Origin of the sequence: Pseudomonas sp. Z003-0.4C(8344-21) (assembly GCF_900104975.1) — a bacterium.
GTDB classification, from domain to species: Bacteria; Pseudomonadota; Gammaproteobacteria; order Pseudomonadales; family Pseudomonadaceae; genus Aquipseudomonas; species Aquipseudomonas granadensis.
Genome location: NZ_LT629756.1, coordinates 2,726,903 through 2,752,311, shown reverse-complemented (window position 1 = coordinate 2,752,311; position 25,409 = coordinate 2,726,903). Strand labels below are relative to the sequence as shown.

24 protein-coding genes are annotated in these 25,409 nt (G+C 57.4%); 10 read left to right on the top strand and 14 right to left on the bottom strand.

Translation table 11 applies throughout. The annotated features are described in order from the left end of the window. Window positions 1-325 precede the first annotated feature (325 nt). Window positions 326-610 (top strand): DUF3892 domain-containing protein, encoded by a 285-nt coding sequence (locus BLU24_RS12790; protein WP_090284230.1) that lies wholly within the window; start codon window positions 326-328, stop codon window positions 608-610. Between the two features lie 187 nt (window positions 611-797). Here the strand turns inward: BLU24_RS12790 and BLU24_RS12785 are convergent, their stop codons facing one another. The 6 genes from BLU24_RS12785 to BLU24_RS12760 all read right to left on the bottom strand — a co-directional run bounded on the left by BLU24_RS12785 (window position 798) and on the right by BLU24_RS12760 (window position 7,565). Beyond that, entirely contained in the window at window positions 798-3,221 is a 2,424-nt protein-coding gene (locus BLU24_RS12785) for an AAA family ATPase (protein ID WP_090284232.1), read from the bottom strand. A 295-nt stretch (window positions 3,222-3,516) separates the two neighbouring features. Further along, window positions 3,517-4,185, bottom strand: coding sequence for a DUF2931 family protein (locus tag BLU24_RS12780; protein ID WP_093106636.1), 669 nt, complete (start codon window positions 4,183-4,185; stop codon window positions 3,517-3,519). Window positions 4,186-4,202: 17 nt separating this feature from the next. Next, complete coding sequence (locus BLU24_RS12775) at window positions 4,203-4,859, bottom strand: DUF2931 family protein (protein ID WP_090284234.1); 657 nt, start codon at window positions 4,857-4,859, stop codon at window positions 4,203-4,205. Window positions 4,860-4,868: 9 nt separating this feature from the next. Next, window positions 4,869-5,525, bottom strand: a complete 657-nt coding sequence (locus tag BLU24_RS12770; RefSeq protein WP_090284236.1) for a DUF2931 family protein — start codon at window positions 5,523-5,525, stop codon at window positions 4,869-4,871. Continuing rightward, a complete protein-coding gene (locus BLU24_RS12765; protein WP_093100714.1) occupies window positions 5,525-7,066 on the bottom strand; it encodes a phospholipase effector Tle1 domain-containing protein in 1,542 nt (513 codons plus the stop codon). Before BLU24_RS12765 ends, BLU24_RS12770 begins: the two co-directional genes overlap by 1 nt. A 136-nt stretch (window positions 7,067-7,202) precedes the next feature. Next, window positions 7,203-7,565, bottom strand: a complete 363-nt coding sequence (locus tag BLU24_RS12760; protein WP_093100711.1) for a DUF6124 family protein — start codon at window positions 7,563-7,565, stop codon at window positions 7,203-7,205. 887 nt (window positions 7,566-8,452) lie between these two features. Here BLU24_RS12760 and BLU24_RS12755 point away from each other — a divergent pair. From BLU24_RS12755 to BLU24_RS12740, 4 genes are all read left to right on the top strand, one after another. Further along, a complete protein-coding gene (locus BLU24_RS12755) occupies window positions 8,453-9,853 on the top strand; it encodes an amino acid permease (RefSeq protein WP_093100708.1) in 1,401 nt (466 codons plus the stop codon). A 138-nt stretch (window positions 9,854-9,991) separates the two neighbouring features. Beyond that, complete coding sequence (locus tag BLU24_RS12750; RefSeq protein ID WP_093100706.1) at window positions 9,992-10,825, top strand: oxidoreductase; 834 nt, start codon at window positions 9,992-9,994, stop codon at window positions 10,823-10,825. 27 nt (window positions 10,826-10,852) lie between these two features. Beyond that, the gene (locus tag BLU24_RS12745) at window positions 10,853-11,794 is read left to right on the top strand and encodes an AraC family transcriptional regulator (RefSeq protein WP_093100703.1); all 942 of its coding nucleotides are present in this window, start codon (window positions 10,853-10,855) and stop codon (window positions 11,792-11,794) included. 169 nt (window positions 11,795-11,963) lie between these two features. Continuing rightward, window positions 11,964-12,359 (top strand): hypothetical protein, encoded by a 396-nt coding sequence (locus BLU24_RS12740; protein WP_231990207.1) that lies wholly within the window; start codon window positions 11,964-11,966, stop codon window positions 12,357-12,359. A 64-nt stretch (window positions 12,360-12,423) separates the two neighbouring features. Here the strand turns inward: BLU24_RS12740 and BLU24_RS12735 are convergent, their stop codons facing one another. Beyond that, the gene (locus BLU24_RS12735; RefSeq protein ID WP_093100701.1) at window positions 12,424-12,762 is read right to left on the bottom strand and encodes an FKBP-type peptidyl-prolyl cis-trans isomerase; all 339 of its coding nucleotides are present in this window, start codon (window positions 12,760-12,762) and stop codon (window positions 12,424-12,426) included. A 139-nt stretch (window positions 12,763-12,901) separates the two neighbouring features. Here BLU24_RS12735 and BLU24_RS12730 point away from each other — a divergent pair, with 139 nt between their 5' ends. Further along, window positions 12,902-13,948 carry a M4 family metallopeptidase gene (locus BLU24_RS12730; protein ID WP_093100698.1) on the top strand — a complete coding sequence of 349 codons (1,047 nt, stop codon included), beginning with the start codon at window positions 12,902-12,904 and terminating at the stop codon, window positions 13,946-13,948. A 14-nt stretch (window positions 13,949-13,962) separates the two neighbouring features. Further along, window positions 13,963-14,274, top strand: coding sequence for a protealysin inhibitor emfourin (locus BLU24_RS12725; RefSeq protein ID WP_093100696.1), 312 nt, complete (start codon window positions 13,963-13,965; stop codon window positions 14,272-14,274). Window positions 14,275-14,296: 22 nt separating this feature from the next. Here BLU24_RS12725 and BLU24_RS12720 read toward each other — a convergent pair whose 3' ends face one another. After that, on the bottom strand, window positions 14,297-14,605 hold the full coding sequence (locus tag BLU24_RS12720) for an RcnB family protein (RefSeq protein ID WP_090284252.1): 309 nt from the start codon (window positions 14,603-14,605) through the stop codon (window positions 14,297-14,299). 754 nt (window positions 14,606-15,359) lie between these two features. On the opposite strand from BLU24_RS12720, the gene BLU24_RS12715 reads away from it, so the two are divergent. Both BLU24_RS12715 and BLU24_RS12710 read left to right on the top strand, forming a co-directional pair. After that, on the top strand, window positions 15,360-16,652 hold the full coding sequence (locus BLU24_RS12715; RefSeq protein ID WP_093100693.1) for an MFS transporter: 1,293 nt from the start codon (window positions 15,360-15,362) through the stop codon (window positions 16,650-16,652). A 12-nt stretch (window positions 16,653-16,664) separates the two neighbouring features. Beyond that, window positions 16,665-17,435, top strand: a complete 771-nt coding sequence (locus BLU24_RS12710) for a substrate-binding domain-containing protein (RefSeq protein WP_093100689.1) — start codon at window positions 16,665-16,667, stop codon at window positions 17,433-17,435. Here the strand turns inward: BLU24_RS12710 and BLU24_RS12705 are convergent. Then, complete coding sequence (locus BLU24_RS12705; protein WP_090284255.1) at window positions 17,425-18,339, bottom strand: LysR family transcriptional regulator; 915 nt, start codon at window positions 18,337-18,339, stop codon at window positions 17,425-17,427. The genes BLU24_RS12710 and BLU24_RS12705 overlap by 11 nt on opposite strands. A gap of 249 nt (window positions 18,340-18,588) precedes the next feature. Here BLU24_RS12705 and BLU24_RS12700 point away from each other — a divergent pair, with 249 nt between their 5' ends. Beyond that, window positions 18,589-20,397: a monovalent cation:proton antiporter-2 (CPA2) family protein gene (locus BLU24_RS12700; RefSeq protein ID WP_093100686.1), complete on the top strand. Its 1,809-nt coding sequence runs from the start codon at window positions 18,589-18,591 to the stop codon at window positions 20,395-20,397. Window positions 20,398-20,515: 118 nt separating this feature from the next. On the opposite strand, the gene hcnC is transcribed toward BLU24_RS12700, so the two are convergent. The 5 genes from hcnC to BLU24_RS12675 form a co-directional block, all read right to left on the bottom strand. Then, window positions 20,516-21,775, bottom strand: coding sequence for a cyanide-forming glycine dehydrogenase subunit HcnC (gene hcnC, locus BLU24_RS12695; protein ID WP_090284260.1), 1,260 nt, complete (start codon window positions 21,773-21,775; stop codon window positions 20,516-20,518). Then, window positions 21,768-23,177 carry a cyanide-forming glycine dehydrogenase subunit HcnB gene (hcnB, locus tag BLU24_RS12690; protein ID WP_093100684.1) on the bottom strand — a complete coding sequence of 470 codons (1,410 nt, stop codon included), beginning with the start codon at window positions 23,175-23,177 and terminating at the stop codon, window positions 21,768-21,770. Before hcnB ends, hcnC begins: the two co-directional genes overlap by 8 nt. Beyond that, window positions 23,174-23,488, bottom strand: a complete 315-nt coding sequence (hcnA, locus tag BLU24_RS12685) for a cyanide-forming glycine dehydrogenase subunit HcnA (RefSeq protein ID WP_093100681.1) — start codon at window positions 23,486-23,488, stop codon at window positions 23,174-23,176. Before hcnA ends, hcnB begins: the two co-directional genes overlap by 4 nt. A gap of 378 nt (window positions 23,489-23,866) precedes the next feature. Beyond that, on the bottom strand, window positions 23,867-24,796 hold the full coding sequence (locus BLU24_RS12680) for a hypothetical protein (protein WP_093100678.1): 930 nt from the start codon (window positions 24,794-24,796) through the stop codon (window positions 23,867-23,869). A gap of 189 nt (window positions 24,797-24,985) precedes the next feature. Next, window positions 24,986-25,294: a hypothetical protein gene (locus BLU24_RS12675; RefSeq protein WP_442965783.1), complete on the bottom strand. Its 309-nt coding sequence runs from the start codon at window positions 25,292-25,294 to the stop codon at window positions 24,986-24,988. Between the last annotated feature and the right edge of the window lie 115 nt (window positions 25,295-25,409).

The following is a 25,409-nucleotide window of genomic DNA, read 5'->3' as shown; positions in this document are numbered from 1 at the left end:
GCTGTGGATAGGGAGAAAACTGGCAGCCATTCGATTGAGAGTTAATCCCAGACAAGGCTGCTTCGGCCAATAGCTTCGAGTCACGGAAGGCAGCTTTCGGCCAAAAGCTGTCATTCCGCGTGTCTACCAAAACTAAGGGTGATTCAGCGTGATGGGCGTACTGGCGTACATCGCTGCAGCGGCGAGGGACCAGGTGTTGGAGGGCAAGGAATGCCTTATAGGTCCCGAAAAACTAAAGGAGTATTGACTAGGGCATCATTAAGCCAGTACAAGAATTAGTGTAGTCAGATTGCTTAATGATTTTTATCCGTGAAAAGGAAATCAAATGGCCGACGCTCAAGTAACGTGTATTACTAAACCGAATGTAAACAGTTCCCATGAACACATCACTCATCTTGGAAATCCAACTAATCAATGGCGTTGGACTCGCGAGCAAGTGATTGCCAGCATTGATGCTGGAACGAATACTTTTTTTGTGATCGATCCGGCAAATGGTGTTCGTGCGAATATTGGAGTTGTACGCGAATCTGGTCATACGCCTTATTTGCGTACATATGCAGATGGGCAATGGAATAATAACTTGTTGTCGCTCAGTCAGTGTCCTATCTGATTAAGCACTGAATGTCCACTAATGTTATAGACATATCTGCGTGACAGCTTTTGGCCGATCAGCCGCGATCACAGACGGGAATCGGCCAGAAGCAGCCATTCACGAACTGTGCAAGAACTGTGGAAAGGGGAAAGATCTATTTCCGTTGAAAGTAGATCTGCCCCCTTTTTTCCGATTTTTATGGTGTTCAGAAGGGTATATCTGAATCTCCCTCTGGACTGTCCCTGCCTGCCAACGGAACAATCGATGCCAGTGCCGGATTGTCGGCCGGGATAGCAGATAGGCCAGGGACGAGTATGGACAGGTCCTGAGCATCAACGGCGCTAGCGACTAAGTTACCATCTACATTAGCGCTGATGCCGTCCTGAGTATCGTCCGAAAGCTCATCCGGATCGAGATCGACATAATCATCGCCCATCATCATTTTGTAGTGTGCGTCATGCTTAGCGGCTTTGAAGATCTTGAAGAAAATCTTCAAATAGCTGGCTGCCATGTTTTCACCAATAGCCACGTACAGCTCATCAGGAGCGTAATGCGAGCCATCATTGACCCAGCTGATTAGGGACTGACACTGTACCTTTTCAAGACCTTCAAATTTTCCGACCAGAACGTACGTGTCGACCCCCCCCAAGATTTTGAAATAATTCTCCAAAATCCTTCGCATGGTGTTTTGCAGCGTAAGCGCTGGCACAGGAGTTTTCTTCAACTCGGCCCAAAGTAACTGGTAGGAGGTTCTGATGGGGTTGTTCGGATGAAACTCGACTACGGAGTAATCGCTAGGCTTTCGGACGATCCAGAAGGTCTCATCACTGAGGGAAGTTTCGGACTTCCGCCGTTGGTCGTAGGTAATCTCTTTGTGAAAATGGACGTTGTGGGTCAGCACCAAAATCTGTTTGAGATGGCTATCCTTCTTTCTCACCTCCGCAAATAGTTCTTTGATCAAGCTACTCACGATAAAGAGCACATCACTATCGAGACTTGAAACTGGGTCATCAATGACGACGACCCGGTCACTTGTGATGCCTGAGGTCGTAATGCTGCCTTTGAGCAGGTGGTAGAAGTACAGGAAGGTGACGAAGGATTTTTCGCCCTCGCTAAGCGTTTGCTTGGCGTCTTTGCCATCACTTCGGATAAGCCTATATGAGTTTCCTACACAGGCAGGATCGAGCGAAAAACTACGAAATCCAAAGTTTTTGAGGATCTTGTTGATGGCGATGACCGTCGGTTTCACGCTTGTCAGCGCTGTTTCAATCTTGTCAATTTCGATCTCAACAGTGTTGATATTATCCGCGGCCTTGTCCCGACTCGATGTGATGCCAACGATGGATTTCTGCAACTTGTCCTTTTCAGACGTGTAGTCGGTTAACGTATTTTTTAGCTCGGTATCGATGACATACTTCCATACCTCTCCGGTGAGCTTGTTCTGTTCAGCGGTGAAGCTAGCTACAAGGCGATTGTGCTCAGAGACTTTCACATTGGCAGCGTCGACAATCCCTAAGATGCCATCCTGAATATCCTTCAACCCCTCAAGCTCAATTTCAGAGCTTGGGCTAGAAACCTTTTTATCCACTCGATCCTTGTTTACAATAACTACAGCTTCCAAGGCTTGGATCTCAAGACTAATCTTATCTTTATCCAGATGAATACAATCCGAGAACAATAAAGCACGTGCCTGAGTCAATACCTCATCTGCAACCTGAAAATAGGTAGAACGCAGAGTAGAAACTGCCTTGGAATCAGCTTCAAACGTTTCGTCAAAGTATTCAGCCAGATTTTTCTCGAAATCATGTGGAATATTCTGTTGGCAAAACGGGCATTGCTCGTCTGTATGTTCCAGAAATCTCATACCCTGCCGAACCCAGTCGCTGTTAGCTAGCCGCTGGATAATCGCTGAGATGCTGACGTCGTCCTTACCAATTACCTTCTTGGCTAGAACTAGGCTTGTTTCGAATGCAATCAGCCGCGACAAGTTCAAGTTTGGAACAGAAGACATCTTGAAAGGTTGCTCACCATATAACACCAAGGCTCTTGCCTGGAGGTCAGCCAGGTCGACCAGAGATGAAGTATTGCTCGCATGCTCTTGCAAAACCCTAGCCTTAAAGGCCTCTTTATTATTTCTCAAGCCGGTGAAAGCACCCTTGAAGTGTTCGTCATGTTTTGTCTTTTGTTCCCAGCACCGAGCGACCAGTTTTGCTTCTAAAGAAACGAGTTCGGCGTTCTTTCCTGTCCTACCATCCTCGCCATCAAGAAGAATGACTGACTTCGTCTTCATTTGTTCGTGGCGCTTTCTTTCATCCTTTAGTAACGCTAGGCGATCAAGCTCGGCTTGCTCGGCCTTCCCCAGCGTGAAAACACCCGGCAGTTCTTTCGAGTCGGTGAAGTTAGAGGTAATGAAATCATTGTTGTAGATCATTGCCGGGATCTGGCTGTTCCTCAGCCACTTGATCCGAGAGTGCGTCGAAATGGCAGGATTTTCGATCAGCCGACTGATCGTGGTCTTGCCCGCGCCATTTGCACCGTAGAAGAAATTGATCGGTTTTAGGTTAACGATTTCTTCGGACTTGTCGGGGCTATAGGTGGCGATATTAGAAAGGCTAATCGACTCGATCATTCTTTGCGCCTATGCAGGGAGCGGAGCCAAGCTGGCGGTGCTCACTAAAATTCGAGGGTCGTGACCGCGCGGATGGCGGCCTAGCCCAAGCCTCAATTGCGTGGTGGCGATTGGCCTATCCAGCTTAGGCGCTCCGGCCAATCCTGCAAGTGAACCGCTGCTCGTTTTCGTAGACGCTGAACGACCGCATTTGGCCGTAAGCAGCCACTCAACAAACGGAGAAGCCACGGGCGTCGAAAGTGATGGCTCAAGGTACAGGCAATGCAAGCGCAGCAAGCCTGCAGATTGCTGACGCCTACCAACTCCCGTACGGAATGCCAAATTTCTCGATATATCGCTTGGACTTCTCGCTGACGGGATACGCGTAACGCCCATGGGTTTTACCCTGACTCGGCCCCATTGGCTCGATTTCTGCCTGAGCTTTGGCCACTTTGATTGGATGATGCCAGGAGTCTCTAACCCACACTTGTACGACACCTCCGGGAGCCAATCCCAAGTAGACCGAAGATATATAAGTAGCCGTCTGATCTGGAGTTTTATCGCATCGTTGGTTGACCGACGTCAGCATCAGTTGTCTTGCTTCCTCAGGTATGTCTATCCAAGCGCGGTAAGTCTGAGGTTCTACGATGGATTGCCAGCGAACAAAAATCCGTTTCGGGAGATCAGCCCCCACCACTGCTTTCGCTGAGCTGCCCACACCGTGCCAACCTCGCGCCGACTCTGTTCCATCTTCTGGTTGCCCGCCCGACGCGGATCCGCCGCCCGTGCGCAGAAACGTCTTGCCCTTGATATCTTCTACGGCAGTATCTTCAACCCAAACCTTCATGTAGTTGGGCTCGGTAAATCCGAGTTCCCACCAGGGGGATTTGGGGTCGTGTTTGGCCGAGAGCGGCTGGGCATGACAACCAACTATCAACAGTGCGCACAGCGAGACTGAAAATAGCTTGGTTAAAAGGGCGTGCAGTTCGGCGCCTGACACCACTACCAACTCCCGTATGGGATCCCGTATTTTTCGATATACCGCTTTGCCTTGTCACTCTCTGGATAGGCATAACGACCGCCGTTCTTGCCCCGTTCCGGACCCAACGGATCGATTTCGCCTTGCCCTCTCGCGACCTTGACTGGATGGTGGCAGGAATCTCTAACCCAAACTTGCACCACGCCGCCTGGAGCAAGACCTAGATAAACTGAAGCAATGTAGCTTGCGGTCCTGTCGGGCTTCTCCGCGCAACGTTGATTTGTGGACGCCACCATTATTCGCCTGGCTTCTTCCGGAATATCCACCCACGCTTGCCAGGTTTTCTGTTCAACGATCGATTGCCAGCGAACGTAAATACGCATGGGCAGATCGGCCCCGATGACTTTTCTGCCGCTACCACCTACGCCAGTCCAGCCACGCGCAGACTCTGATCCATCGTCAGGCTCTCCCCCGGCGGCCGTACCTGCTCCGGTTTTGAAAAAAACCTTACCTGTGATGTCGTGTACGGAGCTGTCTTCCACCCACACCTTCATATAGTCAGGCTCTGTAAAAGCCAGCTCCCACCATTCGGATTTAGGATCATTTTTGGCTGAAAGCGGATCAGTGGACTGGCAACCGCAGACGAAAAGCGCGCACAAAGCGATAACAAGCTTCTTCATCGTTTTGGCTTACCAACTTCCATAAGGAATGCCGTATTTTTCGATGTAGCGCTTTGCCTTTTCACTTATAGGGTAAGCGTACTGACCTCCATTCTTTCCCAAGTCTGGTCCCAGCGGTTCCAATTCGGCTTGGGCGCGCGCTACCTTTACTGGGCGCCGACATAGGTCTCTGACCCACACTTGAACCACGCCCCCCGGCGCGAGCCCCAAATAGACAGACGCCATGAACCGTGCTGTCTTCTCTGGTGTTTCCGGGCACCGTTGGTGAGTAGACCTCACCATCACTTGTCTGGCCTCCTCGGGAATATCCACCCAAGCCCGATAGGTTTTTTGTTCAGGTATCGATTGCCAGCGGACAAAAATCCGCTTGGGCAAACCCGCCCCGATAACGGGTTTGCCTGTACCTCCAACACCTATCCAACCGCGGGCAGATTCTTCTTCATCATTTGGTTCTGCTCCGCTGGCGTTCCCACCTCCCGCTCGCTGGAAGGTTTTACCTTCTATATCTTCCACAGAGCTGTCCTCAACCCACACATTCATGAAATTGGGTTTGACGAAGGCGAGCTCCCACCAAGGGTACTTAGGATCGGCTTCACCTGAGTTAGAACTCGTTGCGTGACAGCCGGTGAAAGCCAAAACGCCCAATATCGCTACTAGTACTCTCATTACCAAAGCTTCCAATCAGGTACGTGAGGGTGATGCACACGAATGCCGTCGTCGGTTGGAGCGTTAATGTAAACAACTTTCAAGCCGCTACCGTCCCGTCGTCCTTGTGGATGGTTCCAGTTGGCAGAAGTATGGATGTACTTAAGCTTCAGCAATAGCTCTTCTTCTGCGGTAGTGCTGTTGTCACCCGCAATGAACCTGTCGCAGATCGATTGCAACTCTTGTGGAATGGCATATTCGGCTCGCCCGGGAATATCGGTGAAGGGAACACCTCTTTCTTTGGCCATTTGATACATCAATCTCAAATAAATATTTGAGAGCTTGCCACTGACTGGACGCCTGAGTAGTAGGCCAGCGTACACGCGTTTCTGTTTGGGACCGAACCGATCTTGTGGATCGGGCGGCAAAGCAAGCGCGGTGGGAGTTACGATTTCCAGCAGGTCCGCAGGCCATCCTTTGGCTATCCACTGACTTTTTACCAGTGCAGCATCCTTATAGATCGAGGTAGTTCTTACATCAGTGTTGCTCCAGACATCAAGTTTTTGCATGGGACTCACCACAACGCACTCCTCGATTTCATCGAGATAGCTCCCACCGATATCTGAGTGGACACCAGGAAATTCGTATTCCGGAAAGTCAGGTTTCACACTACTGAGGGCAAAATTAGCCCGGCGTTCATCGCGAGCAACTAAATGGACGACATCCTTGAAAAAACGAGGGTCAAGATAGAGTTTTATGCCTGGCGCGATTGGGCTTTTCACCATACCGAAGTTAGTTAGGCCAGCAATTGACGGCACTGTATCGAACAGCCCGATAAAACCCATGTTGATACTGCCACCGTACTGATCAACAAATGTACGGCTGAAATTACTAGAGTAAATGGTTAACAGCTCTCGTAACGGACCTTGCTTACCTCTCACTATTTCATTTGAAAAATGACGAGCCGCCGCTGCGCCGCGGCTGAAGCCAAAGGTATCAAAGGTTATAGATGTAATTTCCGCATCTGGATTTTCTTGAAGGGTATCTTCAATGACTTGTTTGATAAAAGTGAAGGACGTCTGTACTCGCCCCGCTACACCGGTTTCCCCTCGCCCCGTACCTTGACCGAACAAACTATCTTGCTCGTTGGATTGAGTGCCAATTCCTTCGATATACAAAGGTCGAGAGACTTTTTTTAACGAGCCCTCGCCCTCAGCAACCGGAGCTTCGTGATACAGGTCTGCGAGTTTTTTTATGTTCGTCGCACCAGCACCATAACTGCTATCCGGATCCTTCATGTAGGGCTGACAGCTCGCCGAAATATCCTCCGGCGCAATCGGATGCTGCGCCCCACACAGCAAACCAGCCGCTGTGTTATTCGCATTATTCCCCGTCCCATCAAAAAAAACTCCAATCCGCAGCGCTATCCCAACCTTCTCAGGCTCGGGCGCTGGTTCTTTGCCGTGTTTTTCGTATTCCGCCCAGTGCTGGGCGTGGAGGTCGACGGGTTTGGCTTGTTCGTAGCGGTAGTTTTTCGGGGGGTTGGGTACGTAGCCACTCATCCTTGTTTCCTTGGTCCTGATCCTTGAGAACGGCGCGAAGCGTGACAGTCGGGGCTTGGCGGCGCAAGGCATGGCGGTGTGCCAGCGCGGTTTGATTCGATGTTTCGACGAGGGTTTCCCCTCGTCGTTGTTGCGGTCAAGTGGTGACTTCGACGTTGTCGAGTGCCTGATTGACCGCGAGCTCGCCGAGCATCACGACCTGGGCGATGCCCAGTGCGGTTTTGCGGTGTTGGGGGTCGAGCATGGCGGCGAAGTTGACCAGCATTTCGCTGGCCGAGCCGAGGGTTTCGCTGGCGTTGGCGAGCAGGGATTCGCTGTCGAATTTCGGGTTGGCGAGGTACATGCGTTCGGGTTCGTTGACGCTGGCCATGATCTGACTGGCGGGTTTGAGGTAATGGTCGAGGGCGCGTTCGGCGGCTTGGTGGAAGCGCTTGGAATCGGGGGACTCGTAAGGGGATGCGGGGTCGGTTTCGGGTGGGTTGGGCGTGACTTTGAACATGGTGAAACTCCTAGTTGAGAAAAAGGAGCCTTCACATTCGCTACCAAACGAAGGTGGCGGCCATACGCGGGTTGGTAGACCGGTAACTAGGACCCGGCACACCCGAAGGTGTCCTGCGCATGGCCACCATTGAGCAGAGACCTGATGAGGTCTGCGAACGGTTCGCGATGCGACTAGTTATGACGGGCTACCAAACCCGATCACTGCTTTTTCAGTGACCGCCAAACGATAGAACCCGCGCCCTAGACGCACAAGCCGGCGGATTCTGGCGTAGTCGTAGGTAACGGCGCAAGGCGTTGTAGGGTTTGGGTGGTGTGGGTTTTTCGCTTTTAAACGAATGCTGGATTTTGCGTTTAGCACTTTGCTCGATGGTTTGCCCTCGCCTGTTTGTGGTCGGGTATTGTCGATGAGGGCACATCGGGACGGTGGCGATTCGGAAGTTGTGGCGGGTGCTGAAATGGCTGCCCTCACCCTAGCCCTCTCCCGGAGGGAGAGGGCTAGGGTGAGGGGGAGATTCGGGAGGGTCGCCGACCTGATTGATCTGCTTTGAATCCATGAATGTTGCGATCGCCAGATCTATTTACGGCGACCCCTCGCCCTTCATAAACACACTTTGCCACCCCATGACCAACCAGTTCTCACTTCAAACAATCCCCCACCCCAATGTCGATAACAGACACAACCGTGGCGTGATCAGGCATCTGGTTTCGCGTACAAGCCGGGTAAGGTGACGCAGCTTTTGCGCAAAACTCCCGTCCATCGAGGCGGATTCGATAAGCACTGCGACGTTCGAGAGGGGCCATTTAGAGCTGTTCAGCCAACATCAGCGGTAATCGCTCGGCCCTTTTCATTCGCTTGAACGTCGATCAGCAGAGAACAAGAAAACAATGATCAGCCCCACCTCCAAGGATTCGACTGGCCACTTGGCGCAGGGCTTCAAGCCTCGTCATGTGACGATGCTGTCCATCGCCGGGATCATCGGCGCCGGTTTGTTTGTTGGTTCCGGGCATGCCATTGCGGCGGCCGGGCCGGCGGTGTTGCTGGCTTATCTGTTTTCCGGACTGCTGGTGGTGCTGGTCATGCGCATGCTCGGCGAGATGGCGGTGGCCAATCCGGACACCGGTTCGTTTTCCACCTATGCCGATCAGGCCATCGGGCGCTGGGCCGGGTTTACGATTGGCTGGCTGTACTGGTGGTTCTGGGTGCTGGTGATTCCGATCGAAGCGTTGGCGGCCGGGCATGTGTTGCATCAGTGGTTTCCGCAGGTCGATGCCTGGTTGTTCGCTTTGGGCTCGATCATTGCGCTGGTGGTGACCAATCTGTTCAGCGTGTCGAAATACGGCGAGTTCGAGTTCTGGTTTGCCATGGCCAAGGTGGTGGCGATCATCGGCTTTATCGGCGTTGGTTTTGCGGTGTTGATGGGCTGGATTCCCGACCGTGAAGTCAGCGGTTTGAGTGGCCTGATGGCGGCGCACGGCGGGTTTGCGCCGAACGGTTTGTCGGCCGTGGTCGGTGCGTTCATTACCATCATGTTCAGTTTCATCGGCACCGAAGCGGTGACCATCGCCGCAGCCGAATCGAATAACCCGGCGCAGAACATTGCCAAGGCCACACGCTCGGTGATCTGGCGCATCGGCGTGTTTTATCTGCTGTCGATCTTCGTGGTGATTTCGGTAGTGCCGTGGAATGACCCGCTGCTGGCCTCGGTCGGGTCCTATCAGCGGGCGCTGGAAATCATGAACATTCCGCATGCCAAATTCATGGTCGATGTGGTTGTGCTGATCGCGGTGGCGAGCTGCATGAACTCGTCGATCTACATCGCCTCGCGCATGCTCTATTCGCTGGGTCGGCGTGGCGATGCGCCGAAGGCGTTGAAGGTGACCTCGTCCGAAGGTGTGCCGCGTGCGGCGGTCATCGCCAGCACCGTGCTCGGCGCGGCGATCACCGTGTGGAGCTACGTGATGCCGGCCGGGCTGTTTGAATTTCTGCTGGCCAGCTCCGGCGCGATTGCCTTGCTGGTGTACCTGGCAATCGCCGTGTCGCAACTGCGCATGCGGCGGATGTTGCGTCGGCAGAACGTCGAGTTGACGTTCCGCATGTGGCTGTTTCCGTGGCTGACCTGGCTGGTGATTGTGTTCATCTGCGCCGCGCTGGCGGTGATGATGATTACCCCGGAACACCGCACCGAAGTGAGCACGACGATTGGTCTGGCGCTGGCAATATCGTTTATCGGTTTGCTGACATCACGACATCCTGCGCAGACGGTCAGTGTCACGCCTGCCGGATGAACATGTGCCGCAGTAAATCCGGCACCGCCGCAAAACCTTGCTGATAGGAACAGGCAATACACAGATCCGATTCGGCATCGTCCCCCGCCCTCCTTCGCCCTAGCATGATCGCACCTTGTCTATTCTGGAGTGTGCGACATGAAGACTGCAAAAACCCTGTTCATCACCGGTGTCAGCAGCGGCTTCGGCCAGGCGCTGGCGAGGGAGGCACTCGCCGCAGGCCACCGGGTGATTGGCACCGTACGCAGAGAATCCGCCGTAGCGACGTTCGAAGCGCTGGCGCCGGAACGGGCCTATGGCGTGGTGTTGGACGTGACCGATTTCGAAGCGATTGATACGGTGGTCGCCGCCGTTGAAAAACGTTACGGGCCGGTGGATGTGCTGGTGAACAACGCCGGTTACGGTCACGAAGGGGTTTTCGAGGAATCGCCGCTGGCGGAAATGCGCCGGCAGTTCGATGTGAATGTGTTTGGCGCAGTGGCGGTAACCAAGGCTTTTGTGCCGTATTTCCGCCAGCGCCGCGCCGGGCACATCGTCAACATCACTTCCATGGGCGGCTACATCACCATGCCCGGCATCGCCTATTACTGCGGCAGCAAATTTGCTCTGGAAGGCATTTCCGACACCTTGAGCAAAGAGCTCGCCCCCTTCAATATTTTTGTCACGGCAGTGGCGCCGGGGTCTTTTCGCACCGACTGGGCCGGCCGCTCGATGCAGCGCACGCCGCGCAGCATCAGCGACTACGATGCCAGCTTCGACCCGGTGCGCAAGGCCCGCGAAGAGAAAAGCGGCCATCAGCTCGGCGATCCGCACAAAGCCGCACGGGCCATGCTGACGCTGATCACCAGCCCTGCTCCGCCCGCACATCTGCTGTTGGGCAGCGACGCCCTCGCGCTGGTTCGTGACAAGTTGCAGCGCACGGCGGAGAGTATTGAGCAATGGCAGGCGCTCAGTTGCTCTACCGATGGCTGAGCAGTCGCGTGAAAAAAGGTGCGGTGAATGGCGAAATCCGAAGACCTGACGACGGCGCGCATGGTGCAACTGATGAGCGAACTGGCGCCGCTCGAGGGCTACAACCTGAGCGTGCTCGACGACGTGCGGTTTCTGCGTTCCAACCGTCCGTTGAGGCGCACGCCGGTGTTGTACGAGCCGGGTATCGTGATCCTCTGTCAGGGGCGCAAACGCGGCTATCTGGGTGACGAGATCTACGTCTACGACGCGCAGCATTATCTGGTGGTTTCAGTGCCGGTGCCGTTCACCATGGAGACCGATGCCAGCGAGGATCAGCCGATGCTCGCGGTGTATCTACGTCTGGATTTCGCCCTCGCCGGCGAGCTGATTCAACAAGTCGATGAGGTCCGCGGCTTCGACGCTACGGTGCCTCGCGGCATGTACGCCTCGCCCATGGATGATGCGCTGCGCGAGTCGACCTTGCGCTTTCTGCAAATAATGAACGACCGCAACGACGCGCAAATCCTCGGCCCGGCGATGTTGCGCGAGCTCTACTACCGCATCCTCACCGGCGCCCAGGGCGGCACGCTGCGCGCGGCCATTGCCCAGCAGGGACAGTTCGGCAAGGTGACCCGTGCAATTCATAAAATCCACAGTTGTTATCACGAGCATCTCGACGTCGAAGCGCTCGCCGAAGAAGCGCAGATGAGCGTGCCGAATTTTCATCTGCACTTTCGCAAGGTCACCGACACCTCACCGATGCAGTACCTCAAATCGACGCGCTTGCATCAGGCGCGGTTATTAATGCTGCGTAACGACTTCACCGCCGCCCGCTCAGCGTTCCTGGTCGGCTACGAAAGCGCCTCGCAATTCAGCCGCGACTTCAAACGCTTTTTCGGCCGCACCCCGCTGGCGGAAGTGGCATGGATGAAACGCACCTATGCGTTGCCGGCACCGAGTACGCCTTCGCTGTTTGTGTCGTCGCATTGAGAAGACAAGGTATCCGCCTTAGTGGGGCTGAGGGAGCCGGCCCTTTCGGAAACAGGCCACCTGTTTTTTTACACTTGTAACGACGCGCGAATCTCAGACCCGTCCTACATCCTTTGAACGCCCTTTGATATAGCGTCCGCCTCGTTTTGTAAAACGAACAAGGACGCTCATGGTGCGCAGAAAAGACATACCCAAAGTACAAAATCCACCTGCGGGTGATGGGCACCAAGTGAGTCTGATTTATCAAGATCCATCTATGAGTCACGCGGACGCCAAAAGACTTCTTGGCAGCGACACGGATGCGGACGTGATCGCTGCACTCGTATCAATTGGCCTGAATGAAAGTGACGGAAACTGGGCTCAGAATATTTGCCTTGAATATCTGACCCATAATTCCGAGGCGATTATCGCCGCTGCGGTCACCTCCATTGGCCACATCGCTCGCCGTCATGGGGTAATGCAGACTGAGAGAGTTTTCCTTGCACTCGAATCAGTCAGGCACGAACATCCTTCTCTGGAAGGAATAGTCGATGACACGCTCGATGATATCGACGCGCTCACCTGACCGACTCAAGCCATATCTCACCTGGATGAAGTACCCGCTTCATCCAGCGTAATTTTTCTGAAACTCAATCCTCCCGCGTCAAAACCTCCAGCAACTCGATCTCGAACACCAGATCCGAGTTCGGCGGAATCTTGCCCATCGTCCGTTCGCCGTAGCCCAGATGCGCCGGCACCAGCAATTTGCGTTTGCCACCGACCTGCATGCCCATCAGGCCCTGATCCCAGCCTTTGATCACCCGCCCCGTGCCGATCACGCATTGAAAAGGTTTGCCGCGGCTCCAGGAGGAGTCGAACTCGGTGCCGTCTGGCAGCCAGCCGGTGTACTGGGTGGTGATCAGCGCGCCCTTGACGGCGGCTTTGCCGTCGCCCGGTTGCAGGTCGATGATTTGCAGTTCTTCTGACATGTGGTTGACTCGTTAAGAATGGCCCTGATGGCGCGGACGGTTTTTTCGCAGAATTGCGCGTCGATGGCAATCGATGGAACCGAAATTCGCGCCGCGGCTCACATGGATATCGACATCGTATGACGACAAGGATGCTTTGATGACCGACTCTCGTTTGCTGCGCAGTTTTATCCCGCCTTACATCCTCAACCGAATCATTGCCCATGGTTCGGAGCCGCAACGCAACGCGGCGATGCAGACGCTCAACCATGTACGCAGCCTTTTGCCCAACCCCGGCCGACCTTCGCAGCCCCCGGCGCGGGCGGTGTTGCCGCAGGCGACCAAACCGGGCCTGGCCCGGCGCAGCGTGCACGATGCGCAGAACAAGATGCTCCTGCCGGGCATGGCGGTACGCCTCGAAGGCCAGCCACCGTCGGGAGATCCGGCGGTCGACGAAGCTTACGACGCGCTGGGCGCCAGCTATGATTTCTTCTGGAAAGTGCTCGGGCGCGACTCGATCGACAATCAGGGTTTTGCGCTGATCGGCAGCGTGCATTACGGCCAGGGTTACGAAAACGCGTTCTGGAATGGCGCGCAAATGGTCTTCGGTGACGGCGACGGCGAAATCTTCCAGCGCTTCACCCGCTCCCTCGACGTAATCGCCCACGAACTGGCGCACGGCGTCACCGAGAGTGAGGCTGGTTTGATTTACGCCAATCAATCAGGGGCACTGAACGAATCGCTGTCGGACGTGTTCGGCGTGCTCACCAAGCAATACATCCTCGGTCACACGGTCGAACAGGCCGACTGGTTGATCGGCGCCGACCTGCTGATGCCGAAAATCCAGGGCAAGGGCTTGCGCTCGATGTCGCACCCCGGCACCGCGTACGACGACCCCTTGCTGGGCAAGGACCCGCAACCGGAGCACATGCGCAAATTCGTCATCACCAGCGAAGACAATGGCGGCGTGCACATCAACTCCGGCATCCCCAACCGCGCGTTTTATCTGGCGGCTCGGGCACTGGGCGGCTTCGCCTGGGAAAAGGCCGGACGGATCTGGTATGACACGCTGTGCGACGATCGCTTGAGCCAGGACGCCACGTTCGACGCGTTCGCAAAACTGACCATCGACCACGCCGGCCAGCGCTTCGGCGCCAAGGAAGTTGAAGCGGTGCAGCAGGCCTGGGCACAGGTCGGTGTCGAATAAACTGAGGAGGCTGTATGAAAACGCTACCCGATTTAGGTGACGATTCCGTTTTGCGTGTCTCTCGCCAGGGTGGCGTCGCCGCGATTCACAGCCTGAGCCGCCCGCGCGAAATCGAATTCGCGCAATGCGACATCAGCCAACGTTCACGCATCTGCTCGGTCCTCGAAGGCTGCCTGCCTTTGGACAGCAGCGACTCCGGACGCGGGGACCAGCGCTTCTATCAGATTGAAGTGCGTTACAAGTCAGGGGAAATGTTGCTGAAAGTGCCCGAGGACCGGGCACCGGGGGAACTGGTGCATCTGTGGGACAAGGGAGAGCTTCTGTAAACGCTCTCCCGGCATTCCGTGTTTAACGCTCGACCGGCTGCATCTCGACAATCGTGCCGTTGGTGATCATCACCATCACGTATTTATCGTTGATCTGCACCCACTGCGCCTGTTCGATTGGCGCCTTCAGACCTTTGGCCTTCCAGTTCTGCAACGCCTTGTCCTTGCGCTGATACATCTCCGGCGCGCGGTCGTTGACCTTCAACTGACGATCGCTGGTCGGCGATTGAACGGAAGGATCGCTTGAGGTTTGCGCCGCTTGAACAAGGGGGCTGATCCCGGCAATGCCGGCAACCAGCGCCAGACTGGCGATAAGGGTCTTGCTGTTCATCGGTGAACCTCCTGAATTGGGTAGTACCTGAACTCCGACTGCGTGGGGCGGGAATCATTCCTTTTTTTGCCCGGGGGCGGCGGTAAGGGGAGCGTGCATCTGCAAGATGTTTGGTTGGCTGCAAGGCCGTCATCGCTTGCAGGCAAGCTCCCACATGGATCAGGTGCAACCACAAATCCGAGTGTCAGCTTGCCTGCTGGTGCTCTTGATGCACTGCCGACGGCTCAAGATCAAAAGCAAAATCAAGAGCCCCTCACCCTAGCCCTCTCCCGACGGGAGAGGGGACTGACCGTGGCGGATGCGAGAGATACGCCAACGTGAGATACCGAGTCGAACACAAGTTTGAACGGCCCACAAATCGGCTCCCTCTCCCTCGGGAGAGGGCTGGGGTGAGGGGCGAATCCACCACAAATCCAAAGCCAACCACCCGCTTCTAACCACTCAACAATGAGCGTTAGCTCGCGTGCTCTTGATCTTGATCTTGCCTAACCGGCGACGTCGGAAGGCTGAGCGAAGGGACCTTGACACGTACCGCGTTTGAAAAAGGTGACCCGCCGTAAGGGCGGAACCCTAAGCGGCCGTTACCGCCGCAATGGATATGTACCCGAAAAAAACCCATTGATCTGCCCTGAACATCAATCCATGCCAACAATGCAATTAACAGATTGTTACATCTGCGCCACCATCCACCTCAATAAAAACCGTGCGCCGCCCTCCCGTAGCGCACGTCATAAAAGCGGTGGAGTCCTTTACTATGACAGCCTCAATCCCACACGGCGGCTCGCGCGCCGGTGCCATTTTCCGAGTCACCTCGGGCAACTTCCTCGAACAGTTCGACTTCTTCCTGTTCGGCTTCTACGCCACACAGATCGCCGCGGTATTCTTCCCGGCAAGCAGTGAATTCGCCTCCCTGATGATGACCTTCGCCGTGTTCGGCGCAGGCTTCCTCATGCGCCCGCTCGGTGCCATCGTGCTCGGTGCCTACATCGACGACGTCGGCCGGCGCAAAGGCCTGATCGTCACCCTGTCGATCATGGCCAGCGGCACGATATTGATCGTGCTGGTGCCCGGATACGAAACCATCGGCCTGTTCGCCCCGGCGCTGGTATTGATCGGCCGGCTCCTGCAAGGCTTCTCGGCCGGTGCGGAACTGGGCGGTGTGTCGGTTTACCTGTCGGAAATCGCCACGCCCGGTCGCAAGGGTTTCTTCACCGCATGGCAATCGGCAAGTCAGCAAGTGGCGATCATCGTCGCTGCCGCACTTGGCTATGGCCTGAACCAGTGGATGGCGCCGCAGGCGATCGCCGATTGGGGCTGGCGCATTCCGTTTTTCGTCGGTTGCATGATCGTCCCGTTCATCTTTTTCCTGCGCCGCAACCTGGCGGAAACCGAAGAGTTCGCGGCGCGCAAACACCGTCCGAGCATGGGCGAAGTGTTCCGCACCCTCGGCCAGAACTGGGGCGTGGTGCTGGGCGGCATGTTGATGGTCGCGCTGACCACCACGGCGTTTTACCTGATCACCGTGTACGCGCCGACTTTCGGTAAAACCGTGCTGCACCTGAGCACTTCCGACGCGCTGCTGGTGACGCTGCTGGTCGGCGTTTCGAACTTCTTCTGGCTGCCGATTGGCGGCGCGCTGTCCGATCGCATCGGCCGTCGCCCGGTGCTGATCGCGATGGCGTTGCTGGCGCTGGCCACGACCTATCCGGCGCTGTCGTTTCTGGTGCAGTCGCCAAGCTTCACCAACATGCTGCTGTCGCTGCTGTGGCTGTCGTTCATCTATGGCCTGTACAACGGCGCAATGATTCCGGCCCTCACCGAGATCATGCCGGTGGAAGTGCGCGTCGCCGGTTTCTCCTTGGCCTACAGCCTGGCCACGGCGATCTTCGGCGGGTTCACCCCGGCGATGTCGACCTTCCTGATCCAGTACACCGGCGACAAAGCCGCGCCGGGTTACTGGATGAGCATCGGTGCGCTGTGTGCGTTGTGCGCCACCCTTTATCTGTACCGCCGTGCCGGTGGTCGTCTGCAACCTGTCGCGGCCTGAGGAAAACCTGCCATGAAAAAAATCTTTACTGTCACCGCCCTGCTCGCCGGTCTGGCGTTCAACCTGAGCGCCCACGCCGCAGAACTGAGCGTGATGACGTCCGGTGGTTTCACCGCCGCCTACAAAATCCTCGGGCCGAAATTCGCCGCCGCCAGCGGTAACACGCTGACCACCAGCCTCGGCCCGTCGATGGGCAAGGCGCCGGAGGCGATCCCAAATCGTCTGGCGCGCGGCGAGCACGCCGACGTGGTGATCATGGTCGGCTACGCCCTCGACGAGTTGATCAAACAAGGCAAGGTCGACCCGGCTTCGCGCGTCGAACTGGCGGACTCGCGGATCGGCATGGTGGTGCGCGAAGGCGCGGCGAAACCGGACATCAGCAGCGTCGACGGTTTGAAGAAAACCCTGCTTGATGCGCAGTCGGTGGCGTACTCCGACAGCGCCAGCGGCGTATACATCGAGCAACAGCTGTTCAAGAAACTTGGCATCGAAGACCAGTTGAAGCCGAAGTCCAAAATGATCGCCAGCATTCCGGTGGGCTCGGTGGTTGCCACCGGTGACTATCAATTGGGCTTCCAGCAGGTCAGCGAATTGCTGCCGGTGCCAGGCGTGAGCTTCGTCGCGAAGATCCCGGAATCGGTGCAGTCGGTAACCCGTTTCGCTGCCGGCATTCCGGTCAAGGCCGAGCATCCTGAAGAAGCCAAAGCCCTGCTCGCCTACCTCGCCGCGCCTGCCGCCCAGGCTGACGTGCAGGCCACCGGGCTGGATTCGGTCAAGCGCTGATCGTTGGCGGCTGGACCTTCATTTCCACCACCAGCCGCTCCAGCTCCAGTGCCGCCGGGGTCAGCGTACGACCCCGGCGCTTGAGGATGCCGACGCTGCGCATCACCTGCGGATCGGTCAGCGGCACCCGTGTCAGGATCGGATGATCCGGCCCCGGCAGCGCCATCAATGGCACCGCCGCCACACCCAACCCCGCCTCGACCAGGCCGATCATCGTCGTCACGTGCCGTGTCTCGCAGATGCTCTGACGCTGCGGCACTACCCCACCCAACGCCTGATCCAGCAGAAAACGATTGCCGGAGGTCTTGTCCAGGCCGATGTAGTCCTGCTGATAGAACTCGTCCCACGTCACGCTGCTGCGCTGCGCCAACGGATGATCGCGGCGACAGGCGACAACGTAGCACTCCTGCACAAGCGGTTCGAAGTCGACTTTGGCATCCTGCGTGCCGAGAAAACTCAAACCGAAATCCGCCTCGCCATTGACCACTGCACTCAACACATCGTGCGCGCTGGAGTCGAGCACCTTGACCTTGATCCGCGGGAACTGCTGGTGATAGCGCGCGATGACCCGTGGCATGAAGTAGTACGCCGCCGACGGCACACAAGCGACGGTGACATGGCCCAGCCGCGTCGACGCCACTTCGCTGATGCCCAGCAATGCCACGTCAAGATCATCGAGCAAGCGTTCGACACTGGGCATGAAACCGCGCCCGGCCTGGGTCAGGCTGACCTTGCGCGTGGTGCGCTCGAAGAGTTTGACACCCAGCGCGTCTTCGAGCTTTTCGATGCGCCGGCTCAGCGCCGGTTGCGACAGGCGCACGGTGTCGGCGGCCTTGCGAAAACTGCCTTGCTCGACCACCGCGCGAAAGGCTTGCAGGTCGTTGAGGTCGAAGTTGATGGCCATAGCGGTTCCGGAAATTGATGCGCAGGGGTTATAAATGTAACCATTTGATGCAAAACAATACAGCCACGAAGCAAACCCCCTGTAGGAGTGAGCCTGCTCGCGATAGCGGTGAATCAGTCACCGATGATGTCGAATGACCCACAGCTATCGCGAGCAGGCTCACTCCTGCAAGGGATCTTTGGTGGATGAAAAGTTGCTGCAACCCTTATCCTTGTCGCCCTCCGCCGTACCGTTGTCAGGAGTTGACCCATGCCCCATGAAGGCAATCTGTTGCAAGCCGCTGTCGTGTTTTTGTTCGCGGCGGTGCTCACCGTGCCTTTGGCCAAGCGTCTGCAACTGGGCGCGGTGCTCGGTTATCTGTTCGCCGGGGTGATCATCGGCCCATCGGTGCTCGGCCTGATCGGCAACCCGCAGAGCGTGGCGCATATTTCCGAACTGGGCGTGGTGTTGCTGCTGTTCATCATTGGTCTGGAGCTGTCGCCGCGACGCTTGTGGGTGATGCGCAAATCGGTGTTTGGCGTCGGCCTGGCGCAGGTGTTGCTGACCGCGTCGGTAATTGGCGTGCTGGCGTTGTCGGTGTTTGGCCAACCGCTGAACAGCGCGATTGTGCTGGGTCTCGGCCTGGCACTCTCCTCTACCGCGTTCGGCCTGCAGAGCCTGGCCGAGCGCAAGGAACTGACCAGCCCCCACGGGCGGCTGGCGTTTGCGATTCTGTTGTTCCAGGACATCGCCGCGATCCCATTGATTGCCTTGGTGCCGATGCTCGCCGGCGTCGATCACCACACCAGTACCGCCGACGATATCCGTCACAGTCTGCAGGTGCTCGGCGGCATCGCGGTGGTAGTGATCGGTGGACGTTATCTGTTGCGGCCGGTGTTTCGCGTGGTGGCGAAAACCGGTCTGCCGGAAGTGTCGACGGCCACGGCGTTGCTGGTGGTGATCGGCACCGCGTGGTTGATGGATCTGGTCGGTGTGTCGATGGCATTGGGCGCGTTTCTCGCCGGCCTGCTGCTGGCGGATTCGGAGTATCGGCATGAGCTGGAAGCGCAGATCGAACCGTTCAAAGGCCTGCTGCTCGGGTTATTTTTCATCAGCGTCGGCATGGGCGCCAACCTGAGTCTGTTGCTCAGTGCGCCGGTTACGGTGCTGGGGCTGACGCTGCTGTTGATCGGTCTGAAATTGCCGCTGCTGTTTGTGGTTGGACGGCTGGCTGGCGGCTTGAACAAGATCAGTGCGATTCGCCTCGGCATCGTTTTGGCGGCCGGCGGTGAGTTCGCTTTCGTGGTGTTCAAGATCGGTCGCGATCAGGGCCTGTTCGAGCCGCGTCTCTACGATCTGCTGGTGCTGACCATCACCCTGTCGATGGCGGTGACGCCGTTGCTGCTGTTGCTTTGCGCGCGGCTGGTCAGCCCGAAAGTGCAGCCGGTGGAAGTGCCGGAGAAATTCCGCGAAATCGATACCGAAGCACCGCGCGTGGTGATCGCCGGCATGGGTCGGATGGGCCAGATCGTCGCGCGGATTCTGCGCGCGCAAAATATCAATTTCGTCGCCCTGGATACGTCGGTGGAAACCATCGAACTGTCGCGCAGTTTCGGCGGTGTGCCGGTGTTTTATGGCGACCCGATGCGCCCGGAAATCCTTCATGCAGCAAAGGTCGGCGAGGCGGAATATTTTGTGATTGCCACCGACGATCCGGACACCAACATCAAGACCGCCGAAGTGGTGCGCAAGCTTTATCCGCACATGAAAATCATCGCCCGCGCACGCAACCGCCAGCACGTACATCGCTTGATCGATGTCGGCGCCGAAGCGATTCGGGAAACCTATTATTCGAGCCTGGAAATGAGCCGGCGCACCTTGGTCGGGCTCGGTCTGACCCAAGCCCAGGCCGATGCGCGAATCAAGCGCTTCAAGCACCACGACGAACAGGTGCTGGAGGCGCAGCACGCGGTCTACGACGACGAGGCCAAAGTCCTGCAAACCGCTCAGGAAGCCCGGGCAGAACTGGCCAAACTGTTCGAGTCGGATCAGCTGGAAGAGCAAGCGCGCAACACCTGACTGCTTTGCACAGAACCAAATGTGGGAGCCAGCCTGCTGGCGATGACGGTGTTTCAGACAACACATCTGAAACAGACAGACCGCTATCGCGAGCAGGCTCGCTCCTTGGGAATCGGTGTCAGGCCAGTTCCAGCGCCGGCGCTTTTTCGACCGCTGTCACTGCAAACCGATCCGCCAGAAACGGTGCGATATCCAGTGGCAACGGCTCGTCATTCACCAATTTGTCGAGCAATACGCCGGTGATCGCCGAGGTGAGGATGCCGGTGCGGAAGTGTCCGCAAGCATTCAGGTAACCCTCCACGCCGCGCATCGGCCCGAGGATCGGCAGTTCGTCCGGCGAACCCGGACGCAGCCCGGCCCAGGTGCGCTTGAGGTTTACATCGGCCAGTTCCGGCAGGCAGCGCACCGCGCCCTGCACCAGCCCGGCGATTTCCGGGTAGGTGGTGGTGACGTCGAAACCCTTGTCTTCGGTGGTGCTGCCGATGAGGATTTCGCCGTTGTCCTTTTGCGCCACGTAGCAGTCGCTGGTGGTCAGGCAGCCGTTGAGGATCTTCGGCATGCGTTCGGTCAGCAGTATTTGGCCTTTGACCGGTTTCACCGGGATGCGAATCCCGGTGGCCCATTCACTCAGATCCGCCGCCCAGGCACCCGCTGCGTTGATCAGCGTCTTGCAGTGAAACACACCCTCCTCGCTCGTTTGCACCCCGGTCACCCGCGTGCCGTGATGCAACACACCGGTGACATTGGTGTTGACGAAGATATCCACGCCGTTCTGCCGCGCGCCTTCCATGTAGGCATCGGCAAGGCGGAACGGGCTGACCTGATGGTCGCAGAGGAACTCCAGCGCCCCGCGCGCCTCATGGCTGACGCTCGGTTCGGCGGCGCGTAATGCAGCCTGATCGAGCCAGCGCACCTGATCGGCCAGATGCGGAATGCAACCGACGATGTGCTCGGCGTAGAGCCGGTCCTCGTCGTCATAAATGACGAATTTCAGCCCGGTCCTTTCGAACTTGAAATCCATCCCGTGATTATCTTTCAGCTCGCGGTGCAACGCCGGGTACAGCGCGTTGGACTGCAAGGCAAAATCGAAGAACGATTCCGGCAGGATGTGCGGCGTACTCGCATCCACCGCCACCGCCGCGCCCTGGGTTTCGCGCTTGCGATTGGCCGACATCATGCGAAAGAAAATCACCCCGCAACCGAGGCCGACCGACTCCCCGATCGCCCACAATCCGCCGGCCGACGCGCGGGTGGCGTTGCCGGGGCGCTTGGCGTCGATCAGCGCAATCTTCAGGTTTTTGCGTTTGGACAATTGATAGGCGCAGGACGCCCCGATCACGCCGCCACCGGCAATGACCACGTCGTAGAACTTACTCATGGGCAGCGGCCTCCGTGCCGACAGACTGAAATGCGGAAAAAGGAATCGGATCAATCGGGAAGCGCGGACGCAGCCAGCCGACATCCTTGCGACCGGTGGCCTGGCGCAGACGATCGCTGCAGTAGCCGACGCACATACGCCCCTGGCAATCGCCCATGCTCACACGAGTGCGCATTTTCAGGCTGGCGATGTCTTGCACGCCCTGCTCGAGCGCCCGATCGATGTCGGCACGGGTGGCGTTCTCGCAACGGCAGATGACCGTGTCGGCGGCAGGCAACGTGGTCTGGCCGACGCCGCGAGCGGTGTAGCGATCCACCGCCGCACGAAAGCGCACGATGGCCTTGAGTTTGCCCAAGTAGCGGTCGCGGCGCACCCGCGCCAGTTCTTCTTCGAGCACGCCGCGTTGCAGCAGGATCGATGTGGCGGCGATCCGACCGGCGAGCATCGCCGCTTCACCGCCACGAATGCCGCCCATGTCGCCGGCCAGATGCACGTGCGGTTCGTTGCTTTGCTGCCAGATATCGGCGTTGGCACGCAGGTAACCGTCGTCACTGAAACCGTGATCAAGGCCCATCTGCTGGCTTAATTGCGTGCGCGGGATAAAGCCGTAACCGACCGCAAGGGTCTGCGCTTCGAAGCGCTCGACGCGGCTCAGGTCCGGTTCCCAGGTCGCCGAATACGGCGCAACGCTGACGCTTTTCAGTTCGCCCTCGCCATGCGCCTCGACCACGCCCCAGCCGTATTGCATGGGGATGCCGTGCAGTTTCAGGTACGCGAGCATGCTCAAGCCATCGAGGAACAGCTGCGGCTTGTTCAGCAGCGCCAGACTTTCCCGGGCGATCTTGCCGAATGCGCAGGCCTCATACACGCCCGCGACGCGCACGCCAGACGCATGCAGTTGCGTCGCCACCAGCGGCAACAGCGGCCCCGTGCCGGCAATGATGACCGGCCCCTGCGGCTTGACCACGCCACTTTTGATCTGCAACTGCAGGCCGCCCAGCATGATCACTCCCGGCAACGTCCAGCCGGGAAACGGCACGCTGCGCTCGTGACAACCGGCCGATAACAGCAACTGTGGGTATTCGATCTCGTGCAGTTGCTCGTCGCCATCGAGCACTACTAACGCGCGAGTGCCTTCGGCGCCGACCACGCGATGGTTGAGACGCACGTCGATCAGTCCGACCTGTTCCTGAAACTCGCCGTGCAGCTTGCCCAGCGCCTCAGCGTAACGTGGGCCCAGATAGTCCAGTTGCACGCCGTCACGCAGCGGCCCGCGATACACCACGCCGCCGAGGCGCGACGCTTCTTCGAGCAAGGTGCAGCGCACGCCGTGACGGGCCAGTTCGATGGCGGCGGCCATCCCGGCGGGGCCACCGCCGACAATCACCGGTTGCAGGCTCATACGACCTCCTGCGCGGTGATGCGGTTGACCTGGGTTTGAATCTGCATGCCGTCGCGCACCACGGTCTGGCAGGCGCGACGTTTATGCCGACCATCGATCTGTACCAGGCAGCACTGACACACGCCCATGCCGCAGTAGGCGCCGCTGATCTGGTTGTGATCGTTGCGGGCAATCTGGCGCAAGCCGAGGGATTGAATGACGCTGAGGACGGTTTCGCCGATGGCAGCGGTGACAGGCTGGCCGTTGATGTGCACAGTCATGTCCGCCTGCACCAAAGGCTGGATATCGAAGGATCTTTCTAGGCAGTTCATTGCAGTGTTCGTCCGTGAAAAATTCAGAAGAGTGTTGCGCCAGCTCCTTGCTGCACTACACCGTGCCGTCCCGTTTTTAATACGTTCAGGGGACGTGCGGTACTCCGTCAGCGCAACAAAGTGCGCGCGGAAACAATGTAGTCGATACCGCGGCAAAAAGATTGGATCCATTCAAGGTAAGGGGTATCGCGAAGGGAAATATTGATCCAGAGCAGGCCAGGCAGCAGAAAGTAAAAAGCCGCTTTCACCCGAAGATGAAAGCGGCCGAGGCATCCTGCCTCAGAGGGATCAGTGCACGAACAGGGCGATCAGAATAATGATCGGAATAGGCACGCCGAGAAAAAACAGCAGTAATGAGCGCATGGTTTTGCTCCTTGTTTAACGGACGGGAGTGGTCGTGGTGTAGGTGTCGACTTCGACGTATTCCACTGCGTCGCGACGACGACCGCCGAACGTGGCGGCGAGGCTGGCGAAGAACGCACCGGCCAGCAGCGCGACGAACATCCACAGCGAGGTGTAGGCAGCGACTTTGGCGGCGGTGTCGGCGGCTTGCTGAGCTTTCGTTTTGGCGTCGGCGATGGCTTTCTGCGTGTTGGCGTAGATCTCGTCGACACGACGTTCAGCATCGGCCTGGCTCAGGTTGGTTCGCTGGGCGACCAATTGTGCGAGGTAGGTGCGGTCTTCCGGGCTGAGCTGACCGTTGGCAAGGCTCTGAGTGAAGATGCGGGTCACGGTGCCGCGAGCGGCGTCATCGCTGACGGCGGCAGGACGATCATCGCGGAACAGGCTATCGACGAAATAGCCGTACTGATCGCTGTCAGTGTTGGCAGCAGCCGAACTGGCCGCCTGACTCATCGCACCGGCAGCACCGCCGACGACATTGGCACCCGCCTGCACACCGCCGCTGACGACGCTGCTGACCGAACCGACCACCAGCATCGCGGTGACCAGCGTAGCTACACACCAGGCGAGAAAACCGTGCGCGGTGTCGCGGAAATACACCTCGTCACCGTGCATGTTCGCCCACTTCACTCGCAGGCGACCGGCGATGTAGCCGCCCATCCCGGAAGCGATGATCTGCGTCACCGCCAGCCAGACAATCGTCGAAATACCCAGACCCTTGGCGCTGACGCCCTCACCGGCCCACGGTGAAACAGCGGAAAAACCCAGACCGAAGCCGAGCAACACCAGGATCATCGACAACGCCGCAGCCGCCGCAGCGCCCGCAAAGATCGCGCCCCAGGACACACCTGATACGCTGCTTGATTCTTCAACGGCAGAATAAATTCCATCAGAAGATCTGTTCATTGTTGTTCTGCTCCAGGCATGAAAAATGATGTTACAAGTACTCAACGGAGCAATTGCAGCGACCGTGCCAGTCGTCAGAACAAAATAAACGTAGCGTTTTCAATCAGTTAGAAAAGATGAACTTCCTCAGACCATGCAAAATGCAACAAGCGCATGTTAAAGGCGGGTTTTCTGCACTGGCAGAAGGGTTTATTTGCGTTTGTAGCTCTTGTTACCGCTTGGCGTGAGGCAATACACCCCGCCACGTGGGCCAGTGCAAAACGCACCGGTGCCACAGGCGCAGCCATCGTCGCTTTGCAGAAAATTCTGCAGACGCGCCTGCTGACGCTCGCCAAACATTGCCGCACAGCTCTTTTTCGAGCCACTGATGGAGCCGTCATTGCACAGGAACAGGTCACCGTCGCAGCGATTGATCCCGCCCTTTTTCCCGGAACATGGAGTATTGGCGGCCAACGCTGGAGCGCCAAATAGCACCAGCAGCAAACCGGTCATCGGCATCCAGCCAGGGCAAATGAATTTACGCACGGCACCACTCCTGTGAGAAATTATGGCCAGATGATATCAATGTTTCGTTTATCTCACCCCAGTTACCGACCCACTGGCCTTAGGAACA

Bases quoted from the DNA above. Each gene is read 5' to 3' on its own strand.
- BLU24_RS12785 (WP_090284232.1), bottom strand. From the start codon at position 3,221: ATGATCGAGTCGATTAGCCTTTCTAATATCGCCACCTATAGCCCCGAC.
- BLU24_RS12755 (WP_093100708.1), top strand. From the start codon at position 8,453: ATGATCAGCCCCACCTCCAAGGATTCGACTGGCCACTTGGCGCAGGGC.
- BLU24_RS12705 (WP_090284255.1), bottom strand. From the start codon at position 18,339: ATGGCCATCAACTTCGACCTCAACGACCTGCAAGCCTTTCGCGCGGTG.
- BLU24_RS12740 (WP_231990207.1), top strand. From the start codon at position 11,964: ATGGTGCGCAGAAAAGACATACCCAAAGTACAAAATCCACCTGCGGGT.
- BLU24_RS12790 (WP_090284230.1), top strand. From the start codon at position 326: ATGGCCGACGCTCAAGTAACGTGTATTACTAAACCGAATGTAAACAGT.
- BLU24_RS12775 (WP_090284234.1), bottom strand. From the start codon at position 4,859: ATGAAGAAGCTTGTTATCGCTTTGTGCGCGCTTTTCGTCTGCGGTTGC.
- BLU24_RS12680 (WP_093100678.1), bottom strand. From the start codon at position 24,796: ATGAACAGATCTTCTGATGGAATTTATTCTGCCGTTGAAGAATCAAGC.
- BLU24_RS12700 (WP_093100686.1), top strand. From the start codon at position 18,589: ATGCCCCATGAAGGCAATCTGTTGCAAGCCGCTGTCGTGTTTTTGTTC.
- hcnA (WP_093100681.1), bottom strand. From the start codon at position 23,488: ATGAACTGCCTAGAAAGATCCTTCGATATCCAGCCTTTGGTGCAGGCG.
- hcnC (WP_090284260.1), bottom strand. From the start codon at position 21,775: ATGAGTAAGTTCTACGACGTGGTCATTGCCGGTGGCGGCGTGATCGGG.
- BLU24_RS12710 (WP_093100689.1), top strand. From the start codon at position 16,665: ATGAAAAAAATCTTTACTGTCACCGCCCTGCTCGCCGGTCTGGCGTTC.
- hcnB (WP_093100684.1), bottom strand. From the start codon at position 23,177: ATGAGCCTGCAACCGGTGATTGTCGGCGGTGGCCCCGCCGGGATGGCC.
- BLU24_RS12715 (WP_093100693.1), top strand. From the start codon at position 15,360: ATGACAGCCTCAATCCCACACGGCGGCTCGCGCGCCGGTGCCATTTTC.
- BLU24_RS12675 (WP_442965783.1), bottom strand. From the start codon at position 25,294: ATGCCGATGACCGGTTTGCTGCTGGTGCTATTTGGCGCTCCAGCGTTG.
- BLU24_RS12750 (WP_093100706.1), top strand. From the start codon at position 9,992: ATGAAGACTGCAAAAACCCTGTTCATCACCGGTGTCAGCAGCGGCTTC.
- BLU24_RS12760 (WP_093100711.1), bottom strand. From the start codon at position 7,565: ATGTTCAAAGTCACGCCCAACCCACCCGAAACCGACCCCGCATCCCCT.
- BLU24_RS12770 (WP_090284236.1), bottom strand. From the start codon at position 5,525: ATGAGAGTACTAGTAGCGATATTGGGCGTTTTGGCTTTCACCGGCTGT.
- BLU24_RS12765 (WP_093100714.1), bottom strand. From the start codon at position 7,066: ATGAGTGGCTACGTACCCAACCCCCCGAAAAACTACCGCTACGAACAA.
- BLU24_RS12730 (WP_093100698.1), top strand. From the start codon at position 12,902: ATGACCGACTCTCGTTTGCTGCGCAGTTTTATCCCGCCTTACATCCTC.
- BLU24_RS12725 (WP_093100696.1), top strand. From the start codon at position 13,963: ATGAAAACGCTACCCGATTTAGGTGACGATTCCGTTTTGCGTGTCTCT.
- BLU24_RS12745 (WP_093100703.1), top strand. From the start codon at position 10,853: ATGGCGAAATCCGAAGACCTGACGACGGCGCGCATGGTGCAACTGATG.
- BLU24_RS12720 (WP_090284252.1), bottom strand. From the start codon at position 14,605: ATGAACAGCAAGACCCTTATCGCCAGTCTGGCGCTGGTTGCCGGCATT.
- BLU24_RS12735 (WP_093100701.1), bottom strand. From the start codon at position 12,762: ATGTCAGAAGAACTGCAAATCATCGACCTGCAACCGGGCGACGGCAAA.